The following is a 21,108-nucleotide window of genomic DNA, read 5'->3' as shown; positions in this document are numbered from 1 at the left end:
CACTCCAAGCCTTCGACATCACCTTCGACGGCCGGCTCACCGCCGGACGCCGCTGAACGAAACCGACCGAGTTCCACCGTTCGCTACACAGACCCGTCGCGGCGGCAACAGTCGCACGCGAGATCATCGTGAGCCCCGGTGTGCCGCGAGCACGGCCACGACCAGTCCGAGAGAGCTACCTGTCTCAGTGCGCAGGAAGTCTCGCAAGGGGGTGTGCAGGGAGTCCGAGCAGACCGATTGCCCGGTTCCCGACGGGTTGGCGCCATGCGCAGCGGTGATCATGTCCGTTACCTGCACATCACGTGCGGGGAAAAGAGTGGGCCCCTCCAGGGTCCGCCAGGCGTAAGCCTTGCGCCTGCTCAGTTGTGTGTAACGGGAGCGCTGCCATCGCAACTTGAGCGAGCGGATATTGGCTCCGCCCAGCGCTAGCGCTATGCCCGGCAAGCAGGGCGCGGCCCGATGCGAAGCCGTGGGCCTCATAGCGCGCACTCACCGGTTCACGCACGACCTGACACCGAACGAGCCCCCTCCACCGGGAAGGGGGCTCAACGGGCCACATGGTCGCGCAAAGGCCTGAAAGGCCCTCACACCCACTCCACCTCAGACTTGATATGCGGGGCACCTCCAGGGTCAGGCAGTGGCGTCCGAGAGGACGCCGGCGGCGTCGGCCGACGAGGGCTCGAAGCGCCGACCGCTGCCAGCGCAGCCGCCACCTCGCCCTCGCTCGCCCGCCAGCACCTCCATCACCCGATCGAGCGCCTCACTCACGTCAGTGCGCGGTCGAAGCGGGCGCCTGACCAGCGTTCTTGACCGTAGCGGCAGCAACTTTTCGCCGGTCGGGCCTACTTGTACCCAAGTATCCATCTGCGGACAGATGCTGGAGTCGAAGGGGGTGGCCTCCCGCCTGCGCGCAGCGACTGCTATCGAGGCACGCTTACTATCCGGCACAACCTACGGGCGAAACGCCCGCCCTGATATCCGTTCGCCCCGAGCAGCCGGAACGTCCTACTCTCGGCCCATGGACAGGCCTCTCGTAGCCATTCTCAGTGGCGCCGGTATCTCCACCGATTCGGGGATCCCCGATTATCGCGGTCCCAACGGGCTGTGGCGGCGGGATCCCGAGGCGGAGAAGCTCGTCACGTACGAGTACTACATGAATGATCCGGAGATCCGGCGGCGCTCCTGGCAGATGCGACGCGACAACCGGACGCTCAAGGCCGAGCCCAACGCCGCGCACCGGGCCGTGGCCGAACTGGAGAAGTCCGGCGTGCCGGTCCGGGTCATCACACAGAACGTGGACGGGCTGCACCAGCTCGCCGGAATGCCCGACCGCAAGGTGCTCGAGCTGCACGGCACCGCGCGCGGTGTCGTCTGCACGAAGTGTCACACGCGCGGCCCGATGGAGGACGCCCTCGCCCGAGTCGAGGCCGGCGAGGACGACCCGCCGTGCCTGGAGTGCGGCGGGATCCTCAAATCGGCGACCGTGATGTTCGGCGAGCGCCTCGACCCCGTCGTCCTCGGTGAGGCCCTCGCCATCACCAAGGCCAGCCAGGTGTTCATCGCGGTAGGGACCAGTCTTCAGGTTCAGCCCGCGGCCGGACTCGCCGGCCTCGCCGCCGACCACGGCGCCCGACTCGTCATCGTCAACGCCGAACCCACACCGTACGACGACCTCGCCGATGAGGTCGTGCGGGAACCGATCGGCACCGCACTGCCCAGAATCCTGCGCGGGATCAGCGCCGAGAGCGACTACTGACCCTGCAAAGCCTATGTGACCCGGCTCAGTCGCTGCTCAGAGTGCGATCAAGGGCTCCGCGACTCCTATGCGCCGGGATCACGACAGTCGCTCATGGCTTCCTCATGGCGTCGACCTCACGTGCGACAGTCAGGCAGCTGTCAACGAAGTCGCGTGCTGCACCAGGCGTCACGTCCCCGGCTCCATGGACAGCGCGATTACGGAGCTGGCGCAACCGAGCGAAGACACCTGCGGCGCTCGATGACAGTCCCCCAGACACCAATGCTCTCCCGACATCCGCCGGGCGGCTGGGCCCGGAGAGATGGCCCAACGCTGTCAACACGTCGACGCACAGGGCGTAGAGCGCATTCCAAGCTGTGACCACGGCCCCGACGGGTGAAGCATCGACCATGTCCCTAGCGATTCGAAACTCATCACGCCAGGAGGGCGCTTGGCCTTGACCATCGCTCGGCCCCTCAAGCGCTGGCGAGCGAGGTGATGTAGGCAAAGGATTCCAGCCGTAGCCTGCCTGCGGCGGATTTCTCGTGGACGCCTCGTCCAGTGACTCAGGGGAATGGGAGTCCCCTGGCGTGGTCCCCGCTTCCTCTGGTTCAGGACGCGGCATCCAGCTGTTCGGAAAGGGAGGCGGAGACCACCCATTCGTAGGCGGAGGGGGCGGAGGCCACGCTCTGTTCGAGTCACCAGTCGTTGATCGCTGCCGCTGCCCAGGGACAGACACCGGTTCCTGGTCCCGTACTTCTTCGTCGGATGCGATGTCAGAAGACTCCGGACCACGTTGCGTTTGCTGAGCCCGTTGCTGAGACGGCGGTGTCAGCAAGGGATCGACGTCAGCAACCCTCTCCGCTTGATTCAGTACTTCCCGTGCCTCAGCAGCGAACTCGATCGCCCCCGCTGGAGTCTCCACACGCGTCATCCGGCTGAAGGCCGACCGCAGTTGCACTCGTAGACACCAAACCAGGGCAAGCGTAACCACTGGCCACACCAGGGCCTGGACGTACTTCAGAACAAGCTCGGCAATCTCCACGCGCCCATGTTGGACACTCCCAACGGCATCAGACGGCTAGATGAAGATCTGTGACAGAGGTGCAACGAAGGCGGCTCCACGACGAACGCGGACGCGAACAGGCCTGCCGGCTCCTCGCAAGGCCCTTCCTGCAACCCGAAGTACGGAAGTGCTGATACACCCCCACCGATTCCTTGCGCCACAGGCGTTCCGTCAACGCGTCGCGGGCCGGGCACAGGGACGGCGGGGAGAGACCTCCGGAGACATCGTCCCAGGCGTCCAGCGCTCAGCATGGGCAGCGCCCATCGTCTGCGCTGGCCACCCAACCCACGCCGCGGCCAAGCCCGAGCCGGCCGCTGGTTGTTCCGGTCCGGCTCTGTTGGACGTCCTCGCCCGGTATGCCCCTCACGTATTCAGGTGAGAGACCGGAATCGACGCCCGAGATAACCTCGGTTTGTCCGGTGCCGATTGGCTCGGTACGACACCGTTCTCGATAAGGGGCAAGGCCAGATGACCACGAGTGAAGAATCGTTCATGACCATCGAAGAGGCGCGCAGGATCTCTGCCCCGCTCTACGAGGCGCTGAACAAACCGAGTGAGAAGAATGTGTCGGAACTTCTGGCTCAGGCGTGCAACGATGACTATCACTCGTACCACACGAATCAGGAATTCCTGACGCGTGACCAGCTGGCCGACGTGTTCGAGGCCATGGGAGAGGCCGTGCCCGATCTGGCGTGGGAAGTGGTCGACATCCATGTGGTCGACGACATGATGATCGTGCGCGGAGAGGCGACGGGGACACCGGTCAAGGAGTTTTGGGGTGCTGCTCCGACCGGCAAGTCCTTCAGGACTATGGCGATCGACGTGTTCACCGTCCGCGACGGAAGGCTGGCGAAGGGGTACCACATTGAGAATTGGGCGACGGCGATCCAACAGCTCAACGCCTGATTCGAGGTTGGATCGCCAATCGCAGTTCTCGACGACTGCAGAACGTGACCTGACCGATGCCGACGAGGTGAGTCGCCGCTTGGCCTCGGTCGATCTGGCCGAGGCCAGCGGCGGCGAGGTCGCCGATCTCGCGCTTGGCCAGTGGCCGACTGCCCAACTCCCGTATCTGGCGTTCAGGTGCACCGGTTCGGCCACTGGGCGCATACCGAGACGGCCCCCGCCGCTGTCCGGGGCGTACGCCTCGGCCTGTCCCGTACGGACGCCGGCCGCCCGGGCTTCGGCGTGGCGCTGTACGTGGACTTCGCGGCGACCGAGGCGACTGGACCGCCTACAAGGAGGACTGGGTGCGATGACCCGCCCGCGGCGGCACCCTGACCTCAGGTGGGCGCCGTTGCGGAACACACAGGCTCGCGGCATGCATTCACATGCACCTGTGGTGCAGCCGACTGTCGTCGCGCGGCACCCGGCGGCAACGCTCGGGCAACGCACGCGCGCCGCCCGGATCACCGTCCGGACGGCTCGGCACAACAGGGGGAACGTTTGCCTGATGCGGTACTAGAAGAGGGACGTGCCGCTCTCGAAGTCCAGCAGGCGCTTCTTGCGGTCCAGGCCGCCGCCGTAGCCGGTGAGGCTGCCGTTGGCGCCGACGACGCGATGGCAGGGCACGATGATGCCGATGGGGTTCTTGCCGTTGGCGAGTCCGACCGCGCGTGAGGCGCCCGGATTGCCGAGCGCGTCGGCCAGTTCACCGTACGATCGGGTCTCGCCGTAGGGGATTTCCTTCAGTTGCTGCCAGACGCTGCGCTGGAACGCGGAGCCGGCCATGCGCAGTTCGAGGGTGAACTCCTTCAACTCGCCCGCGAAGTAGGCCGCCAGTTGTTCGGCCGCCGCGCCGAAGGGCGCCGCGTCCCGGTCCCCGAAGGTCTCCTCGGCTGGGCGGTGACGTTGGCCGACCATGTACAGGCCGCACAGGACACCGTCGTCGGCGACGAGGGTGAGCGGGCCGTAGGGGCTGTCGATGAGGGTGTGCTGCTTCATGGAAGCTCCTTACACCGGAAGGAAGTTGATCGGGTGACTGTCGGTCGTCCACAGATACTGGACCGCGTACGCCCGCCACGGCCGCCAGGCCGCCGCGCGGGCCGTGAGCGCCGCCGGGGTGGACGGCAGGCCCAGCTCCTGTGCGGCACGCCGGATGCCGAGATCGGTGGGCAGGAAGGCGTCGGGGTCGCCGAGAGCTCGCATCGCGATCACATCGACCGTCCAGGGGCCGAAGCCGGGCAGCGAGAGGAGCCGGGCCCGGCTCTCCTCCCAATCGCTCTCGACACCCAGGTGAAGGGTGCCTTCGGCGAGTTGGCGGACGAGCGTGGTGAACGTGGTGCGGCGGGTGCGCGGCATCGCGAGCGACTCGGGATCCAGCGCGGCCAGCGCCTCGGGCGCCGGGAAGAGATGGGTGAGGCCGCCCTCGGGGTCCTCGACCGGATCGCCGTGCGCGGTGACCAGGCGGGCGGCATGGGTGCGGGCGGCGGCCGTGGAGACCTGCTGGCCCAGCACGGCCCGTACGGCGAACTCGGCCTCGTCGACGGTGCGCGGCACCCGGCGGCCGGGCGCCTTGTCGACCAGCGGCGCGAGCAGTGGATCCGTACGCAGCAAGTCGTCGATCGCGACCGGGTCGGCGTCCAGGTCGAGCATCCGGCGGCAGCGGCTGATGGCGACGGGCAGGTCGCGCATGTCACTGAGGGTGAGGCGGCACGCGATGTGGTCGGGGCGCGGGGTCAGCGCCACGATTCCGTGCCCGTACGGCAGCCGGAGCGTGCGGCGGTAGGCATCGTCGCGCCACTCCTCCACGCCGGGCACGGCGGTCGCGGCAAGATGGCCGAAGAGGTTGTCGGGGTTGAGCGGGGCCCGGAACGGCAGGCGCAGGCTGAGGACACCGGGGGCGATCACCGTGTTCCTGGGGAGACGGCCGCGCAGGTCGCTCGGGGAGACCGCGAACACCTCGCGGACGGTGTCGTTGAAGGTGCGGATCGAGGAGAAGCCGGCCGCGAACGCGATCTCCGCCATCGGCAGAGGGGTCGTCTCGATGAGCAGCCGGGCGGTCTGGGCGCGCTGCGCCCGGGCGAGCGCGAGGGGGCCCGCGCCCAGCTCGGCGAGGAGCTGCCGCTCGATCTGGCGGGTGCTGTAGCCGAGGCGGCGGGCGAGGCCGGGGACGCCCTCGCGGTCGACGACACCGTCGCCGATCAGCCGCATGGCGCGGGCGACCAGGTCGGCGCGCTCGTTCCAGGCGGGTGAGCCGGGGCTGGTGTCGGGGCGGCAGCGCTTGCACGCCCGGAATCCGGCCTGCTGGCAGGCGGCCGCGCTCGGGTAGAACGTCATGTTCTCCGGCTTCGGCGGCACGACGGGGCAGCTGGGCCGGCAGTAGATCCGAGTGGTCAGGACGGCGGTGAAGAACCAGCCGTCGAAGCGCGCGTCCTTGGACTGGACGGCGCGCACGCAGCGCTCCTTGTCGGTGTGCATCCCGTTCCGCATGTCTTCAGCATCCGCCATCGAAGGGCACAGGGCTGGCGGGATTCCGACATGAGGGTGGGCCGACCTGCCACTCCCCCGTTTAGCCGACAAGCGACGCACCACCGGTGTCGCAGCGCACCGGACCGATGGATCAGTCCGTGCCGTCGGCCCGCAGCAGAAGGTCGAGCAGTCCCGGGAAGCGTGCGTCGAACTCCTCGCGGCGCAGCCGGTTGACTCTCCTGGGGCCCTCGTCGCGCTGTTCGACCAGGCCGGCGCCGCGCAGGACCGAGAAGTGGTGGCTGAGCGCGGCCTTGCCGACGGGCACGTCGAAGCTGCCGCAGCTGCGCGTCCAGTCGGCCGAGCCCGCCAGCTCGCGGATCAGCTGGAGCCGCACCGGGTCGGCGACCGCGGACAGCGCGGTGAGGACGGCGACGTCCTCGGGGTCCGTGTGCACCGGCGCAGCACGGTGACTGACGCCCGCAGCCTGCTTCGCCATGCCCCTCTCCTTCGTCCTGCGCATCCTCGTCGGGACACCCGCGGAGCGTCCTGCCTGCTTGTCGAGTGTTCGATGAATATCTTACAGTTCCAGTGTTCGCTTTTGGTTGAACACCTCGCAGAAGGGCGGGTTGCGCTCATGCGCGCAGTGGAGTTCCAGGAGTACGGCGGTCCCGAGGTGCTGAAGGTCGTCCGGGCCGGCATCCCCGACCCGAGGGCGGGCCAGGTGACCATCGACACCGCCTACGTCGGCGTGAACTTCGCGGACTTGAAGGCACGCTCCGAGGGGTACCGGGTGGAGTCGCTGCCCTTCCGCCCCGGCCTGGAGGTCTCCGGACGGATCCGGGCCGTCGGCCACGGGGTCGTGGGTCTGCGACCGGGGCAGGAAGTCGTCGCGCTCGTCAACGGCGGCGCGTACGCGGAGGTCGTGGTCACCGAGGCCGTCACCGTCTTCCCACTCCCCGAGGGCCTGGATCTGCGGACCGCGGCCGTGCTGCCCACCGTGCTGCCGACGGCGCACGCCCTGCTCCACGAGGTCGGGCGACTGCGCGCCGGGGAGAGCGTGCTGGTGCACGGCGCGGCCGGAGGCGTCGGCACCGTGGCCGGACAGCTGGCGCGGGCGGCCGGTGCCGGAGCGGTGTACGGGGTGGTCTCCTCTCTGGGCAAGGCCGAGCACGCCCTCAAGCACGGTTACGACGAGGTGTTCGCCGCCGACTCCTTCTCCGAGGACGTCCACCGCGCCACCGGGGGCAGGGGCGTCGACCTGGTGCTCGACCCGGTGGGCGGCGACACCCTGCGCCGCGGCCTCGACGCGCTGGCCGTCTTCGGACGCCTGGTGTCCTTCGGCAATGCGAGCGCGGCGGAGCCGTGGCGCGTCGGGCAGCCGGAGCTCTACCCACAGGGCCGTTCCGTCGCGGGCTTCTCCATCCTGGCGCTCGCGCAGTCGGCGCCCGAGGCGCTGCGGTCGCTCGCCGAGCGCAGCTTCCGCAAGGTCACCGACGGCACCGTGAACCTTCCGGTGACGGCCGAGTTCGCGCTGTCGGACGCGGCCGAGGCCCACCGGCTGATGGGCGGGCGTACGTCAACGGGCAAGTTGCTGCTGCGGACGGCCGACTGAGCGGGATTTGTACGTCCGCATCGTGGATGTGTCGGTGCGACTGTTCAGCGCGTTCCGCACCCTCGTGGACACCGCGGCGAGCACGACGATTACCACGGCGAACCTGCGCGCCGCCGCGCAGAACGCCTGCCTGGCGCTCGTCGATCACGACCGCCAGGCCGCCCGGCGCGCCCGCCACTTCCTCGTCGTCATCGGAGTCTTTCTGACCGGTGCACTCGCCACTTCCTCGTCGTCATCGGCGTCTTTCTGACCGGTGCACTCGCGGTCGCCTGGCTGACGGCGCCCCTCGGCACCCGTGCCATATGGATCGCCGCCGCACTGGTCGTCGTGTGCCTGTTCCGGTACCTCCTGGACGACGGCAGAGGCGGGCCGGTTCAACCGCTTGAGGCGCTGCCGGCCGTGCGGCCCGCTTCGGCGGCCCCGGGCACCGTGAACTGCGGTGCCCGGGGCCGCGTTCCTCACGGGCGGGTCATCCGCAGCACGTCCAGGGCCTGGTCGAGCTGCTCCTCGGTCAGTTCACCGCGCTCCAGGTAGCCGCGCTCGACGACCACCTGGCGGATGGTCCTGCGCTCGGCCAATGCTTGCTTGGCCACCTTTGCAGCCTCCTCGTAGCCGATGTGGCGGTTGAGCGGGGTGACGACGGAAGGTGAGGACTCGGCGTACTCGCGCAGCCGTTCGGTGTTGGCGGTGATGCCGTCGACGGTGCGGTCGGCGAGGACGACGGCGACGTTGGACAGGAGCCGGACGGACTCCAGTACGTTGCGGGCGATGACCGGCAGCATCACGTTGAGCTCGAAGTTGCCGGCCGCTCCCGCCCACGCCACGGTCGCGTCGTTGCCGACGACCTGCGCGGCGACCATCAGCGTGGCTTCGGGCAGAACCGGGTTGACCTTGCCCGGCATGATGGACGAACCGGGTTGCAGGTCCGGCAGATTGATCTCGGCCAGGCCGGTGCGCGGGCCGGAACCCATCCAGCGCAGATCGTTGGAGATCTTGGTGAAGCTCACGGCGATCGTGCGCAACTGCCCGCTGAGCTCCACCAGTCCGTCGCGGGCGCCCTGGGCCTCGAAGTGGTCGCGCGCCTCCGTCAGGGGCAGCCCGGTGGCCCGTGCCACCTCCTCGATCACGGCGGCGGAGAAGCCGGCCGGCGTGTTGATGCCGGTGCCCACCGCCGTGCCGCCCAGTGGCAGTTCGGCCACCCGCGGCAGGACCGCCCGCAGGCGCTCGACGCCGTAGCGGACCTGTGCCGCGTAGCCGCCGAACTCCTGCCCCAGGGTGACCGGCGTGGCGTCCATCAGATGCGTACGTCCGGACTTGACCGTCAGCGCGAACTCCTCCGCCTTGCCCTGGAGCGCCGCTGCGAGCCGGTCCAGCGCCGGGATCAGTTCGCGCACGACCGCCGAGGTCGCGGCGATGTGGATGGAGGACGGGAAGACGTCGTTGGACGACTGGCTGGCGTTGACGTGGTCGTTGGGATGCACCGGCCGGCCCAGGCGCTCGGCGGCGAGAGTCGCGATGACCTCGTTGGTGTTCATGTTCGACGACGTGCCGGAGCCGGTCTGGAAGACGTCGACCGGGAAGTGCTCGTCGAAGCGGCCCGCCGCGACCTCCTCGGCGGCCCCGGCGATCGCCTCGGCCATGTCCCTGTCCAGGACGCCGAGTTCGGCGTTCACCTGCGCGGCTGCCGCCTTGATCCGGGCGAGTGCCTCGATGTGCGCCCGCTCCAGCCGCTGGCCGGATATGGGGAAGTTCTCCACCGCCCGCTGGGTCTGGGCCCGCCACTTCGCGTGCGCCGGAACCCGCACCTCTCCCATCGAGTCGTGCTCGACACGGAATTCACTGATATCGGCTGCCATCGTCCACACCTCACATCTTTGTCCTGGTGATGCACGGAGCCTTACAGACGGAAAAAGCATGGGTCCAATAGCCGATTCGCCAGTGATACATGCACGTAGGTAATGAGAGAGCCCAGCCGGATGCGGCCTGCGCCACACTCGCCGCCCGGCTGGCTTCCCTGCGTTGCACCAATCCCGCTGGTCAGCCCTGTTCAATACCGACAGATCATGGGTTGTTCGAACTTCAGGCATTGGACGCATGCATCGGTGGGAACGAGACTTGCGGTCATCCCGATTCCACGGAGACCCACAGGAAGTCGATCATGACCAAGCAGCCGAAGGCACCGGACGACCTCATCGAGACGACAGCCCGTGGACGTGCGGTGCTGACCAATCCGCGGCTGAACCGCGGCACCGCCTTCACCCAGGAGGAACGCCGTGAGCTCGACCTGGTGGGCCTGATGCCGTCGCAGGTCCTCACCCTGGACCAGCAGGCGGCGCGGGCGTATCAGCAATACGCGGCGCAGCCGACCGACCTGGCCAAGAACGTCTACCTGACCGCGCTGCACGGCCGCAACGAGGTCCTCTTCCACCGGCTGATCGGCGATCACCTCGCCGAGATGCTGCCGATCGTCTACACCCCGACCGTCGGCACCGCGATCGAGCGCTACAGCTACGAGTACCGCCGCCCCGGCGGCGTGTACCTGTCGGTGGACGCCCCCGAGGACATCGAGCGCTCCCTGCGGGCCACCGGTCTGGGCCCGGACGACGTGGACCTGATCGTGGCCACCGACGGCGAGGCGATCCTCGGCATCGGTGACTGGGGCGTGGGCGGCGTCGACATCGCGGTCGGCAAGCTCTCCGTCTACACCGCCGCCGCGGGCATCGACCCGCGCCGCACGCTCGCGGTGATGCTGGACGTCGGGACCAACCGCAAGGAGCTGCTGGACGACCCGCTCTACCTCGGCACCCGGCACGAGCGCGTCGACCAGGCGACGTACGACTCCTTCATCGATGCGTACGTGACCTCGGCCGGCACGCTGTTCCCGAAGGCGATGCTGCACTGGGAGGACCTCGGTCCGGCCAACGCCCGCCGCGTCCTGGACCGATACCGCGAGAAGGCGTTCACCTTCAACGACGACATCCAGGGCACCGGCGCCGTCAACCTGGCCGCCGTCCTCTCCGGTGTCGAGGCCAGCCGCGTACCGCTGCGGGACCACCGCATCGTCGTCTTCGGAGCCGGCACGGCGGGCGTCGGCGTCGCCGACCAGCTCCGCGACGCCCTCATCGCCGCGGGTCTTTCACCGCGGCAGGCGGCCGCCCGGATCTGGGCCGTCGACCGCCACGGCCTGCTCACCCAGGGGCAGCGAGGCATGCGCGACTTCCAGATGCGCTACGCCCGCCGCGCAGGCGAGGTGGCGGGCTGGCGGCGCGACGACGAGGTCGACGGCATTCCGCTGGCCGAGGTAGTCGAGCGCGTGCGCCCGACCGTCCTCATCGGCACCTCCGGCCAGGGCGGCGCCTTCACCGAGGAGATCGTCCGCACGATGGCCGCGCACGCCCGCCGCCCGCTCATCCTGCCCATGTCCAACCCGACCCGGCTGGCCGAGGCCGTCCCCGCCGACCTGCTGGCCTGGACGGACGGCCGCGCGCTGATCGCCACCGGCAGCCCCTTCGCCCCGGCCGAGTACGAGGGCGTGACCCACCGGGTCGGGCAGGCCAACAACGCGCTCGTCTTCCCCGGGCTGGGCCTGGGCGCCCTCGTCGTCGGCGCGAGCCGCGTCACCGACCGTATGCTGGTCGCGTCCGCCCACGCCGTCGCCCGGCAGACCGACACGACCGCCCCGGGCGCGCCGATCCTCCCGCCCATCGATCAGCTGCGCGAGACGTCCGTCGCGGTGGCGGTCGCCGTGGCCCGGGCCGCCGCCGACGACGGCGTCGCCCGCGAAACCGTCGACGACACGATCGAGCAGCGCGTCCGCACCGCCATGTGGCAGCCGGTCTACCCGCACATCAAGGCCGTCTGACGAGCCCTCCTCCCCTGTGGCAGTGCCGTATGCCGAACTCTCGGTCACCGTCCCCCGAAAGAACGCAAGCCTCATGACTCGTGCCGTACGTGCCCGCCCACAGCGCCCGTTCCCGCTGTCCTGGCTGCGCGGCGCCGGCCTCGTCCCGCCGACGGCGCTGCCCCGCGCGGCAGCGGCGCGAGGCGCCGTCGCGCTCGCCCTGCCGCTGCTCGTCGGCGTAGGGACAGGATGGACCGTCCTCTCCGTGATCGCTGCCGTCGGCGCCCTGTGGGGCGTGGGCCAGGACGGCGCCGACCCCTACTGGTCGCGCGTGCGGCGGCTGTCATGGATGGGCCTGGCCGCCGCAATGGGTCTGATCGCCGGTGAGCTCGCGCTGCGCAGCGGGCAATCGACGGTGGTCACCGTCTGTCTCGTCGCGGCCGCCTTCGCCGCCGGTCTGATCGGCCTGCGCGGACGGGTCGCGTCCGTCGCCGGTATGCACCTGCTGCTCGGCGCCGTGATCGGCAGTGGCATTCCGGTGCCGGGGCCATGGTGGCACGCACCCCTCGCGCTGCTGACCGGCGTCGCCCTGGTCCTCGTCCTGTCCACGGCTCCGTGGCTGTGGCGGCGGCACCGTATCGAACGGGCCGCCGTGCTGGCCGTGTACGGTGCGGCCGCCGAAGCGCTGGCGGCGGCCGGTACGCCTGCCGCCGAGGGTGCCCGTCGGCGGCTGACCGACGCGCTCGACCACGCCCACGACGTGATGGCCCGTCATCTCGGGCCCGGCCCCCGGCGACCTGGTCGGGCAGAGCTCGTTCAGCTCGTTCGGGCGTTGCACCTCGCGGTCCGCCTGGGCGAGGCGGTGACGACCCTGCTGTGGCAGGCACGCCCGCTCGCGCCGACCGTGACGAACGTGCCACTGCTGATGGCACGACGTCTGCTTCCGGAACGCGGGGGCACGGCCGCCGGAGCGGCGGCGCCGGACTTCGAGCCGGACTCGCCGGGGCTGCGCGCGCTGGCCGCCGTGCACGCGGGGGCCGAGCACGACCGGGTCGACGAGCCGGCCCCGCGGTTGCCGGCCCGTGCGCGAACAGGCCGGCCGGCGCATCTGCGGTACGCCCTGCTGCTGGCGCTCTGCGTGCTCGTCACGCAACTCTGCGCCCTGGCACTGGACAGCCCCCGCGGCTACTGGCTGCCGATGACGGTGGCGTTCGTCTACAAGCCGGACTTCGGGCCGGTGCTCGGCCGGGCGTTGCACCGCTGCGTCGGCACGGTGATCGGTGTGGCCGCGATCGGCGCGGTGTCCTTGCTGACGGACAGCACATACGCGTTCATCGGCGTGGTGGCGGCGTTCGGGGCACTCATGGCGGTCGGCGTGCGCCACCACTACGCCGTCGCCACCACGGGCCTGACCGCGGTCGTCTTCGTCCTTCTCGATCTGCTCGGCGACCACCGTGCGCTGTACGGGCCCCGGATCCTCGACACCGCGCTGGCCGCCGCCGTCGTACTCGTCGCGCACTTCGCCGCATGGCCCGAGTCCGCGGCCGACCGCGCCGACGAGCGGACCGAAGCCGCCCTGGCCGCCGCCCGCCGCTACCGGGACCTCGCGCCGTACGTCGGCTCGGCGGAGCGGCAGGGCTTGCGCCGGGCCGCCTACCGGGAGCTGGCCGAGGCACGCCGGGCCGCCGCCCACGCCCGCCGCGAGCCGTCCCGCCCCGGTCGCCCACTGCCCGAGTGGGAACAGACCGTCACCACGGCCGAGCAGCTCTGCGACGCCGTCACGGCGCGGTCTCTCCAGGGCGGCCATGCCCAGGGCAACTGAATGCACACCAACCGATACAGTGAGAGAATGGGAGCATGGACCTCCAGGTACTGCGATCCTTCCGGGCCGTGGCCGAGGGCACCACGGTGACCGACGCGGCGGCAGAGGCCCACATCACCCAGCCCGCCCTGTCGCGGGCGCTCAACCGGCTCGAGGACGAGGTCGGTGCGGAACTCCTGCAGCGGGTCGGGCGTGTCCTGCAACTCACCCCGGCCGGACGGGTGTTCAAGGAGTACGTCGACGCCGTCCTGGACAGTTACGACCGGGGCCGGCGGGCCGTGGCCGAGGTCGTCGACCCGGACGCGGGCCTGGTGTCGATGGCCTTCCTGCACACCCTGGGAACGTGGCTCGTGCCCAGGCTGGTCACCGGTTTCCGGCAGACGTTCCCGGGCGTCCGGTTCGAGCTGAGCCAGGACGTCGAGATCGGACTGGCGCAGCACCTTCTCGACGCCACAGCGGACCTCATCATCACGAGCAAGGACCCCGGACACCCGTTGATCGCCTGGCGGCGGCTGATGGTCGAGCCCCTGTGGCTCGCCGTCCCGGCCCGCCACCGCCTCGCGGAGCGCCGCCGGGTGCGCCTCGCCGAGGTGGCGGACGAGGCGTTCATCGTCCTCAAGCCCGGTCACGGGCTGCGCGGCGTCACCGAGACGCTGTGCCGCCAGGCGGGCTTCACCCCGCTCGTCGGCTTCGAGGGCGAGGAGGTGGAGACCCTGCGCGGCCTCGTGGCGGCGGGACTCGGGGTCTCCCTCGTCCCGGCGTCGCCCGACACCGCCACCGCCCTCCCACAGCCCAGCGCGGACCTCCCGATCCGCTATCTGAAAGTCACCGACGTGCAGGCCGTTCGCGACATCGGCATCGCCTGGCTGGGCTCCCGCACCCTGCCGCCGGCCCCGCAGCGGTTCATCGACCATGCGATGAGCGTGACGGCCCGGATGTACGAGACATCCGCGGGACGCCTGACGTCCGCGGCGGCAACCGGCTGAAGGGGAGGGCCGGCGGACGCAGCCGCCGTACGCCTCGTACGCCCGGTCATCGAAGAGGACGAACCGTACCTCCTCGACCACCGTCCGCGCGGCCCACGTCGGCGACCGCATCAGGATTCCCCAGGCTGCGTCCCCCGGTATCGCGGCAAGGCCATGAGGCGAACGCGCTCGGGTGGTCGCGCGATGCCGGCTCTGCACCCGCCCGGCACGCGCCTGTACGCGGCCAACGGACGCTCAGGCGACGTCACATGGCTGGGCGTGGACCCCACGACCGGTATCCGCACCACACAGGTTCGCCGCCGGTCCCGGCGGCCTCCAGCGTCTTGTTCGCCTGACGGCCGCGCACACGGCCCTCGTCACGCCCTGCCGCGGACGACGGCGACCGGGCAGTGCGCGTGGTGCAACACCGCCTGGCTCACCGAACCCAGGAGCATCCCCGAAAGGCCGCCGTGCCCCCTGGCTCCGACGACCATCAACTGGGCGCCGCTGCTCGCCTCGATCAGGACCTCGCGGGTCTCGCCGCTCAGCACTTCCTGTCTGACCGTGACGTCCGGATACCTCTCCCGCTGACCGACGACTGCCTGGGCCAGCAGACGCTCCGCGCCCTCCACGCCCGTACCGGCCGGCGCATAGTCCGGCAGCCACGCATGCGCGGCAATGAGCTCGGATCCCCGCAATGCCGCCTCGGCGAAGGCGAATTCGACCGCGTTCTCACCTTGGGGGGAGCCGTCGACGGCCAGCACGATCGGCCCGGCGTCATCCGGTTCCTCGCGGACCACGATCACCGGACACCGGCTGTGGGCGGCCAGGGAGACCGCCGTCGAACCCATCAGCATGCCGACGAAGCCCCCGATGCCCCGGCGGCCGACGACCAGCAGGTCCGCGGCTCGCGACTCGGCCGCCAGCACCGGTACCGCACCGCCGGCCGTCACGGCATCGGTGACCTCCACCTCCGGCGCGACGCTCCGAGCAAGCTCCGCGGAGTCGTGCGCCAGGCTATTGAGTGGCGAGGGGTCCAGCGGCGCATGCATGGGCCCGACCGGCCAGCTGAAAGCATGCACCACCCGAAGCGTCGCACGCCGCCGCTGGGCTTCCCGAGCGGCCTGTACCACCGCCGCATCACTCGACGACGAGCCATCCACTCCTACGACGACCAGGCTGCCCACTGCTCCTCCATAGTCACATCAGCCTTGACGCATTGCGGTGTCGCAGGCTCAGGCGCTGGATGCGCTGCGTCAGCAGGTGCCGACATGTACGCACTGCCGCCCGGACACCGCGTGGGCTTCCCGGGGTGGGCCCGCGCCGGAAACCTCCCGCCTGATCTGAGGGGACACCAGGCCGCGCGGTGCCACGCCCAGCGTGACCCGGCAGCTCCACGACAGCGACCCGGAGCAGCCATACGGGTAACCGGCAATGCACCCTGCGGCACGACGGACGCCCCGTCCGGTCCCAGCTTCCGACACGCCTCCGACACTCCGTGTCGCGGGTGCCCCCCGGCACATTTCGCCGCAGGTCACGCACGCGATCGCCCAACTCCTTAGGACTTGGTCGGGCGCTGAGGCTCGGCCTTGCAGGGAAGCCCTCGGCGCGCGGGACGAGGTCGAACAGCCGGCCCAGTGTCTGGTGCCGGCACCCGAGTCGGTGCCACCGTGGGCTTGCCGTCAGCCGAGTCGCCGGGCGAACGCCTCGTACGCCCGGTCGTCGAAGAGGACGAACCGCACCTCTTCGACCGCTGTCGGCGTGTTCCGCACCGTCTCCACCGCGATACGGGCTGCGTCGTCCATCGGCCACCGGTACACGCCGGTGGAGATCGCCGGGAACGCGACCGTCCGGGCACCCAGCTCGTCGGCTACGCGGAGCGACTCCCGGTAGCAGGAGGCAAGCAGCGCAGGATCTCCGCCTGAAACCTGATACACGGGGCCGACCGTATGGATCACCCACCGGGCGTCCAGTTCCCCCGCCGTGGTGGCCACCGCCTGGCCCGTGGGCAGGCCCTTGCCGTAGTGGGACGCACGGAGGTCGCGGCACGCCGCGAGGATCGCGGGGCCGCCGCGCCGATGGATCGCGCCGTCCACTCCTCCCCCACCGAGCAGCGAGGAGTTGGCCGCGTTGACGATCGCGTCGGCGCTCTGCCGGGTGATGTCCCCCTGGATCAGCGTGATCGTGGTCATCTCTGTCTCAGCCTTCGCCAGACGGCCTTTGCCGCGTTGTGGCCGGACATGCCGTGCACGCCGGGTCCCGGAGGGGTGGCCGACGAGCAGATGAACACGGCCGGGTGCGGGGTGCCGTACGGGAACAGGGACACCCTGGGGCGCAGCAGGAGCTGGAGCCCGGACGCCGCGCCGGAGGCGATGTCGCCGCCGACGTAGTTGGCGTTGCGCGCGGCCAGTTCGGGCGGGCCCGCGGTGGCGCGGGCGAGGACGCGGTCGCGGAAGCCCGGCGCGAAGCGTTCCAGTTGGCGTTCTATCGCGTCCGTCAGGTCTCCCCGCCAGCCGTTGGGGACATGACCGTACGCCCAGAAGACCTGCTTGCCCTCCGGCGCCCGCGTGGGGTCGGCCACGCTCGGCTGCACGGTGATGAGGAAGGGCCTGTCGGGCGCCCGGCCCTCCCGCGACGCCGCGCGCAGGGCGGTGTCGATCTCCTGGCTGTCGGCGCCGATCTGCACGGTGCCGGCGACGCGCGGCTCCTTCGCGGTCCACGGCACGGGGCCGTCCAGGGCATAGTCGATCTTGAAGACGCCGGGGCCGTACCGGTACTTGTCGTAGTACCGCCCGAGTCCCGCGATGCGGGCCAGGGCGGTGGGCGAGGTGTCGAAGACGTACGCGCGCGCCGGGGGCAGGTCGTCGAGACGCTTGACCTCGTAGTCGGTGTGGACGGTGCCGCCGAGGTCCTTGAGATACGCGGCGAGCGCGTCCGAGATGGACTGGGAGCCGCCACGGGCCACCGGCCAGCCGCGGGCGTGCGCGGCCAGTGCGAAGACCAGGCCGATCGCGCCGGTGGCGAAGCCGTCGAGCGGGGCGATCACATGGGCGACGAGCCCGGCGAACAGGGTCTTGGCCCGCTCGTCGTGGAAGCGGCGCATCAGCCAGGTCGACGGGGGCAGGCCGACGAGGCCGAAGCGGGCCAGGGTGACCGGGTCCCGTGGGAGGGCGGTGAGGGGCAGGGACATGAAGTCCCGGGCCAGGGTGTCCCAGTGGCGGAGGAAGGGCTCGACCAGTCGGCGGTACGTCCCCGCGTCGCGCGGCCCGAACGAGGCGGCCGTCTCGGCCACGGACCGGGACAGCACCGCGGCCGTGCCGTCGGGGAACGGGTGCGCCATCGGCAGGTCGGCGTGCAGCCATTCGAGGCCGTACCGCTCCAGGGGCAGCGCTCTGAAGGCGGGTGAGTTGATGCCGAGGGGGTGCGCGGCGGAACACGGGTCGTGCCGGAAGCCGGGCAGCGTCAGCTCCTCGGTGCGGGCACCGCCCCCGATGGTGTCGCGGGCCTCGAAGACGGCCACGGAGAAGCCCCGGCGGGCCAGCTCCACGGCAGCCGTCAGTCCGTTGGGCCCGGCCCCCACCACCACGGCATCGAGCATGGACGGCACCTTCGGACTCCTTCGTCAGCCGACGGCCACTGGCCCTCAGGATATGCCGGAGGTCCGACACCGCGGCGGCGCGGGGCCGATCATCGAAGGAGGCCAAAGTTCCGTTTTCGGCGCCCGACGCGGCACCCGCGCCCGTCGGCGCAGGTGGTCTCAGGCGGCGGAGAGCAGCTCCACCACGCGGCGGGCGGTGGCCTCGTCCCGGGCCGTGGTGAAGGGGAGGGTGTTGCCGCCGGTGATACGGAAGGGTTCGCCCGCCACGGTGCGGTGGGTGCCGCCCGCCTCCTCGACCAGCAGCAGGCCCGCGGCGTGGTCCCAGGCCGCTTCCCAGCAGAACGCGGTCGCGTCCAGCAGGCCCTGGGCTATGGACAGGTACTCCAGGCCGGCCGAGCCGCACGCGCGCGGGCGGACGCCCTCCGTCTGGAGGCCGAGCAGCGCACGCTGCTGCTCGTCCGTCGTGTAGTACGGGTGGGACGTGGCCACTTCCAGGTCGCGGCCCGGCGTGGGCGAGCCGGAGTGCAGGCGCCGGCCGTTGAGGAACGCGCCCCCGCCGCGTATCGCCGTGGCGAGCTGGTCCCGGGCCGGGGCGAAGGTCCAGGAGGCGCGCACGACGCCGCCCTGGGCGAGCGCGACCAGGGTGCAGAAGCCGGGGTCGCCGTGCACGAACTGGCGGGTGCCGTCGACGGGGTCGACGATCCACACGGGCGCGTCGCCGCGCACCGCGTCATAGGTCGCTGGGTTGGCATGGACCGCTTCCTCGCCGACCACGACCGAGCCGGGCAGCAGCTTGGGCAGCGCCTCGGTCAGATACGCCTCGGCCTTGCGGTCGGCGTCCGTGACCAGGTCGTGGGGGCCGCTCTTCTCGTCGATCTCGTGTGCGGCGAGGCGGCGGAAGCGGGGCATGATCTCGGTGGCCGCCGCCGTGCGGACGGCCTCCTCCACGTCGGACGCGTGGCGGGCGAGAAACTCGTCGATGGTTTCGGTGTCTCCGATCAGCATGCGCCCATAAGAGCACGCAGCACTGACAATCCCCACCGGTTTGGTGCACACACGGTGGAATCAGCGTGAACACCGGGTGCCGGTCCCGGCCGAGTGCGCGCACCCCGTCGCGCGTCACCGCCGCGAGTCAGCGGCCGACCGCGTAGCCCTGCATCCCGCGCGGATTGGCCGCCGCCGACAGCACACCGGTCTCCGGGTCACGGGCGACCGCGCACAGCCGCCCTTCGGACCAGGCGCCGCCGACCGTGACGTCATGGCCGCGTCGGCACAGCTCCTCGACGACCACGGGGTCCGTACGGGACTCGACGGTGACGCTTCCGGGCCGCATGCCGCGGGGGTAGAAGGAGCCGGGGAAGCTGTCGTTGTGCCAGTTCGGGGCGTCGATGGCGCCCTGGAGGTCGAGGCCGCCGCGCACCGGCGGGCGCAGGGCGGCCGCCAGGAAGAAGTGCAGCTGCCACTGGTCCTGCTGGTCGCCGCCGGGCGTACCGAACGCGAGCACGGGCACGCCGTCGCGCAGCGCGATCGATGGGGTGAGGGTGGTGCGGGGACGCCGCCCGGGCGTCAGGGAGTTGGGCAGGTCCTCGTCCAGCCAGGTCATCTGGAGCCGGGTGCCGAGCGGGAAACCCAGTTCGGGCACCACCGGGTTCGACTGCAGCCAGCCGCCGCTGGGGGTGGCGGCGACCATGTTGCCCCAGCGGTCGACGACATCGAGATGGCAGGTGTCGCCGCGGGTCGCCCCGTCGGCGCCGACGTCCGGTTCGCCGGGCGCCGGGAAGGTGGGCCGCTGGGCGACCGTCGGCTCGCCGATCCCCATCGGGTCGAACCCGGGCTCGTCGGCCATCACGCGCGCGTACTCGCTCAGGCGTGGGACACGGCCAGAGGGAGCCCCGGGGCGCAGTTCGTACGACGCCTTGTCGCCGATCAGGGCACGCCGCCCGGCGTTGTAGGCATCCGACAGCAGCTCGTCGAGGGGCACCTCGGCGGCGTCGCCGTACCAGGCCTCGCGGTCGGCCATGGCGAGCTTGCAGCCCTCGATCAGCAGGTGGACGTAGTCGGCACTCCCGTACCGGGGCAGCTCGGACGGGAGCAGGGCGAGCTGCTGGAGGAATACCGGGCCCTGGCTCCAGGGGCCGGCCTTGCACACCGTCCAGCCGTTCCAGTCGTAGGTGGCCGGTGCCTCGTAGGTCGCGGACCAGGTGGCGAGGTCGTCGGTCGTGAGGGTGCCGGTGTGGCGCTCTCCGGTCACGTCCAAAGTGGGCCGCCGCGCCTGCCGCACCAGGGCCTCGGCGATGAAACCGGACCGCCACACCGCACGGGCCGCCTCGATCTGCGTCACCCGGTCCCCGGCCCCGGACACCTCGGCGAGCAGCCGTTTCCAGGTGGCGGCCAGCGCGGGATTGCGCAGCAGGGCCCCGGGCCGGGGCGCCTGCCCGCCGGGCAGATAGACCTCGGCCGACGAGGTCCACTCGTTCTCGAACAGTTCGCGCACGCTCTCGACGGTCTCGCCGACGCGCTCCACGGGCGCGTGGCCGTGTTCGGCGTAGCCGATGGCGTGCTTGAGGACGTCGGCGAGGGATTTCGTGCCGTGGTCGCGCAGCAGCAGCATCCAGGCGTCGAAGGCACCCGGGACGGCGGCGGCGAGCGGTCCCGTGCCGGGGACGAGGGTGAGGCCCAGAGCCCGGTAGTGGGCGATGGTGGCTCCGGCGGGTGCCACGCCCTGTCCGCACAGCACCCGTACCTCGCCGCCCGCCGGGGCGAGGAGAATCGGGACCTCACCTGCCGGACCGTTCAGATGCGGCTCCACGACATGCAGGACGAACGCGCCGGCGACGGCCGCGTCGAACGCCGTGCCGCCGTCCTCCAGCACCGCCATCGCCGACTGCGAGGCCAGCCAGTGGGTGGAGGACACCATGCCGAAGGTGCCCTGGAGCGTGGGACGGGTGGTGAACTGCATCTCTCACCTCGCTGCTTACGCACATCGCTCGGTCCTGTGAGCGCTCAGGACACACCTTGGGGAGGATCTGGGGAGCTCGGGCCGCACGGCACGTTCGGA

General features: G+C 70.8%; 17 protein-coding genes. 8 read left to right on the top strand and 9 right to left on the bottom strand.

Features of this window, described 5'->3' with window-relative positions:
* Positions 1-1,018 precede the first annotated feature (1,018 nt).
* Positions 1,019-1,756 (top strand): NAD-dependent deacetylase, encoded by a 738-nt coding sequence (locus ACFY2Z_RS36255; protein ID WP_390748245.1) that lies wholly within the window; start codon positions 1,019-1,021, stop codon positions 1,754-1,756.
* Between the two features lie 1,537 nt (positions 1,757-3,293).
* A complete protein-coding gene (locus tag ACFY2Z_RS36250; protein WP_390748244.1) occupies positions 3,294-3,707 on the top strand; it encodes an ester cyclase in 414 nt (137 codons plus the stop codon).
* 555 nt (positions 3,708-4,262) lie between these two features.
* Here ACFY2Z_RS36250 and ACFY2Z_RS36245 read toward each other — a convergent pair.
* From ACFY2Z_RS36245 to ACFY2Z_RS36235, 3 genes are all read right to left on the bottom strand, one after another.
* On the bottom strand, positions 4,263-4,745 hold the full coding sequence (locus tag ACFY2Z_RS36245; RefSeq protein ID WP_390748243.1) for a methylated-DNA--[protein]-cysteine S-methyltransferase: 483 nt from the start codon (positions 4,743-4,745) through the stop codon (positions 4,263-4,265).
* Positions 4,746-4,754: 9 nt separating this feature from the next.
* Complete coding sequence (locus tag ACFY2Z_RS36240) at positions 4,755-6,233, bottom strand: AlkA N-terminal domain-containing protein (protein ID WP_390748242.1); 1,479 nt, start codon at positions 6,231-6,233, stop codon at positions 4,755-4,757.
* Between the two features lie 130 nt (positions 6,234-6,363).
* On the bottom strand, positions 6,364-6,708 hold the full coding sequence (locus ACFY2Z_RS36235; protein ID WP_390748241.1) for an ArsR/SmtB family transcription factor: 345 nt from the start codon (positions 6,706-6,708) through the stop codon (positions 6,364-6,366).
* Between the two features lie 138 nt (positions 6,709-6,846).
* Here ACFY2Z_RS36235 and ACFY2Z_RS36230 point away from each other — a divergent pair, with 138 nt between their 5' ends.
* Together ACFY2Z_RS36230 and ACFY2Z_RS36225 are read left to right on the top strand one after the other, a co-directional pair.
* Positions 6,847-7,824, top strand: coding sequence for a zinc-binding alcohol dehydrogenase family protein (locus ACFY2Z_RS36230; RefSeq protein WP_390748240.1), 978 nt, complete (start codon positions 6,847-6,849; stop codon positions 7,822-7,824).
* A 34-nt stretch (positions 7,825-7,858) separates the two neighbouring features.
* A complete protein-coding gene (locus ACFY2Z_RS36225) occupies positions 7,859-8,074 on the top strand; it encodes a hypothetical protein (RefSeq protein ID WP_390748239.1) in 216 nt (71 codons plus the stop codon).
* Positions 8,075-8,282: 208 nt separating this feature from the next.
* Here the strand turns inward: ACFY2Z_RS36225 and ACFY2Z_RS36220 are convergent, their stop codons facing one another.
* A complete protein-coding gene (locus ACFY2Z_RS36220; RefSeq protein ID WP_390748238.1) occupies positions 8,283-9,680 on the bottom strand; it encodes a class II fumarate hydratase in 1,398 nt (465 codons plus the stop codon).
* 302 nt (positions 9,681-9,982) lie between these two features.
* Between ACFY2Z_RS36220 and ACFY2Z_RS36215 the strand changes: the two genes are divergently transcribed.
* The 3 genes from ACFY2Z_RS36215 to ACFY2Z_RS36205 all read left to right on the top strand — a co-directional run bounded on the left by ACFY2Z_RS36215 (position 9,983) and on the right by ACFY2Z_RS36205 (position 14,473).
* Complete coding sequence (locus ACFY2Z_RS36215) at positions 9,983-11,686, top strand: NAD-dependent malic enzyme (RefSeq protein ID WP_390748237.1); 1,704 nt, start codon at positions 9,983-9,985, stop codon at positions 11,684-11,686.
* A gap of 73 nt (positions 11,687-11,759) precedes the next feature.
* On the top strand, positions 11,760-13,487 hold the full coding sequence (locus ACFY2Z_RS36210) for an FUSC family protein (protein WP_390748236.1): 1,728 nt from the start codon (positions 11,760-11,762) through the stop codon (positions 13,485-13,487).
* Between the two features lie 35 nt (positions 13,488-13,522).
* Positions 13,523-14,473 (top strand): LysR family transcriptional regulator, encoded by a 951-nt coding sequence (locus tag ACFY2Z_RS36205; protein WP_390748235.1) that lies wholly within the window; start codon positions 13,523-13,525, stop codon positions 14,471-14,473.
* 356 nt (positions 14,474-14,829) lie between these two features.
* Here the strand turns inward: ACFY2Z_RS36205 and ACFY2Z_RS36200 are convergent, their stop codons facing one another.
* On the bottom strand, positions 14,830-15,639 hold the full coding sequence (locus tag ACFY2Z_RS36200; protein WP_390748234.1) for a universal stress protein: 810 nt from the start codon (positions 15,637-15,639) through the stop codon (positions 14,830-14,832).
* A gap of 37 nt (positions 15,640-15,676) precedes the next feature.
* Between ACFY2Z_RS36200 and ACFY2Z_RS36195 the strand changes: the two genes are divergently transcribed.
* Positions 15,677-15,799: a DUF6233 domain-containing protein gene (locus ACFY2Z_RS36195; protein ID WP_390748233.1), complete on the top strand. Its 123-nt coding sequence runs from the start codon at positions 15,677-15,679 to the stop codon at positions 15,797-15,799.
* A 335-nt stretch (positions 15,800-16,134) separates the two neighbouring features.
* Here ACFY2Z_RS36195 and ACFY2Z_RS36190 read toward each other — a convergent pair whose 3' ends face one another.
* The 4 genes from ACFY2Z_RS36190 to ACFY2Z_RS36175 form a co-directional block, all read right to left on the bottom strand.
* The gene (locus ACFY2Z_RS36190; protein ID WP_390748232.1) at positions 16,135-16,644 is read right to left on the bottom strand and encodes an O-acetyl-ADP-ribose deacetylase; all 510 of its coding nucleotides are present in this window, start codon (positions 16,642-16,644) and stop codon (positions 16,135-16,137) included.
* Positions 16,641-18,050 carry a phytoene desaturase family protein gene (locus ACFY2Z_RS36185; protein WP_390748231.1) on the bottom strand — a complete coding sequence of 470 codons (1,410 nt, stop codon included), beginning with the start codon at positions 18,048-18,050 and terminating at the stop codon, positions 16,641-16,643. The genes ACFY2Z_RS36190 and ACFY2Z_RS36185 overlap by 4 nt, the downstream gene beginning before the upstream one ends.
* 159 nt (positions 18,051-18,209) lie before the next feature.
* Positions 18,210-19,052 carry an inositol monophosphatase family protein gene (locus ACFY2Z_RS36180; RefSeq protein WP_390748248.1) on the bottom strand — a complete coding sequence of 281 codons (843 nt, stop codon included), beginning with the start codon at positions 19,050-19,052 and terminating at the stop codon, positions 18,210-18,212.
* A gap of 130 nt (positions 19,053-19,182) precedes the next feature.
* A complete protein-coding gene (locus ACFY2Z_RS36175; protein WP_390748230.1) occupies positions 19,183-21,009 on the bottom strand; it encodes a gamma-glutamyltransferase family protein in 1,827 nt (608 codons plus the stop codon).
* Positions 21,010-21,108: the final 99 nt, after the last annotated feature.

This window comes from Streptomyces sp. NPDC001222, assembly GCF_042896945.1.
Lineage (GTDB): Bacteria > Actinomycetota > Actinomycetes > Streptomycetales > Streptomycetaceae > Streptomyces > Streptomyces gibsoniae.
This window is presented reverse-complemented; position numbering and strand designations above follow the sequence as displayed.